This window comes from Gordonia sp. NPDC003425, from assembly GCF_053588635.1.
In genome coordinates this window covers 1-1,131 of record NZ_JBSFQI010000055.1, presented here as the reverse complement: position 1 = coordinate 1,131, position 1,131 = coordinate 1, and the positions used below count along the sequence as shown (strand labels likewise).

Sequence of the window (1,131 nt, the reverse complement as noted above, 5' to 3'; positions counted from 1 at the left end):
CGCTAGTGTCGCGTGTCGTTAATTAGTTTATGGTTCGTGGTTTGAGAGAATTGGCTATGGCGAATTCTGCGGCCCCGGCTCTTGGCCTGCGTGATGGTGATGCGGATGAACTTGATCGGCTACTACGGTCGACGTCGACGCCTGCGGGGCTGGTGCGTCGGGCGCGGATCGTGACTCTTGCTGCTGCAGGGGTGGCCAATTCGCGGATCAGCGAGGTTGTCGGGACGTCGGTGCCGACGGTACTCAAGTGGCGTTCCCGGTATCTCCATGACGGCCTCGACGGACTTCTTGACGCCCAACGATCGGGTCGCCCAAGACATCTCGATCACGCGGGTGTCATCTCGGCGACGTTGAAGCCACCGCCCAAGAAGTATGGGGTGACCCACTGGTCATCACGCCTGTTGGCCAGTCACCTCGGGATCGGCAACGCCACGGTCGCCCGCGCGTGGCGTGAGTATGGGGTACAGCCGTGGCGTTCGGGGACGTTCAAGTTCTCCACCGACCCGGAGTTGGTCGCCAAAGTCACCGATGTCGTCGGCCTGTATCTGGCACCGCCGGAGAATGCGATCGTATTGTGCGTGGACGAGAAGTCCCAGATTCAGGCCCTCGACCGCACCGCGCCTATGCTCCCGATGCAGCCAGGACAGATCGAACGCCGAACCCACGACTACAAACGCCACGGCACCACCACACTGTTCGCCGCACTGGAGATCGCGACCGGACAGGTGACCGCCACAGTCAAGCCACGGCACCGCCACCAGGAGTTCTTGTCGTTCCTCAGGCAAATCGACCGCACCTACGGCGACCAGGAGTTACACCTGGTGATGGACAACTACGCCACCCACAAAAAGTCGGCAGTCACCGAGTGGATCGCCGCGCACCCCAACATCCACGTCCACTTCACCCCGACATCAGGGTCGTGGCTCAACCTCGTCGAGGTCTGGTTCGGCATTATCGACCGGCAAGCGATCCGGCGTGGTGTGTTCACCTCAGTCAAGGACCTCAACGCGAAGATCCGAGCCTTCATCAACGGCTGGAACGACCGCAAACACCCCTTCGTGTGGACGAAACCGGTCGAGGAGATTCTCAAGAAAGCTCAACCGAAAACCAACTAACGAAACGCGACACTAG

The 1,131-nt window shown here is 60.7% G+C and carries 1 protein-coding gene; it reads left to right on the top strand.

What is annotated here, in order from left to right; genetic code table 11:
- Window positions 1-56: 56 nt before the first annotated feature.
- Window positions 57-1,115 carry an IS630 family transposase gene (locus tag ACWDTD_RS20565; protein WP_049697012.1) on the top strand — a complete coding sequence of 353 codons (1,059 nt, stop codon included), beginning with the start codon at window positions 57-59 and terminating at the stop codon, window positions 1,113-1,115.
- The last annotated feature ends 16 nt before the right edge of the window (window positions 1,116-1,131 follow it).

Coding starts and splice junctions, on each gene's coding strand:
- ACWDTD_RS20565 (WP_049697012.1), top strand. CDS start 57: ATGGCGAATTCTGCGGCCCCGGCTCTTGGCCTGCGTGATGGTGATGCG.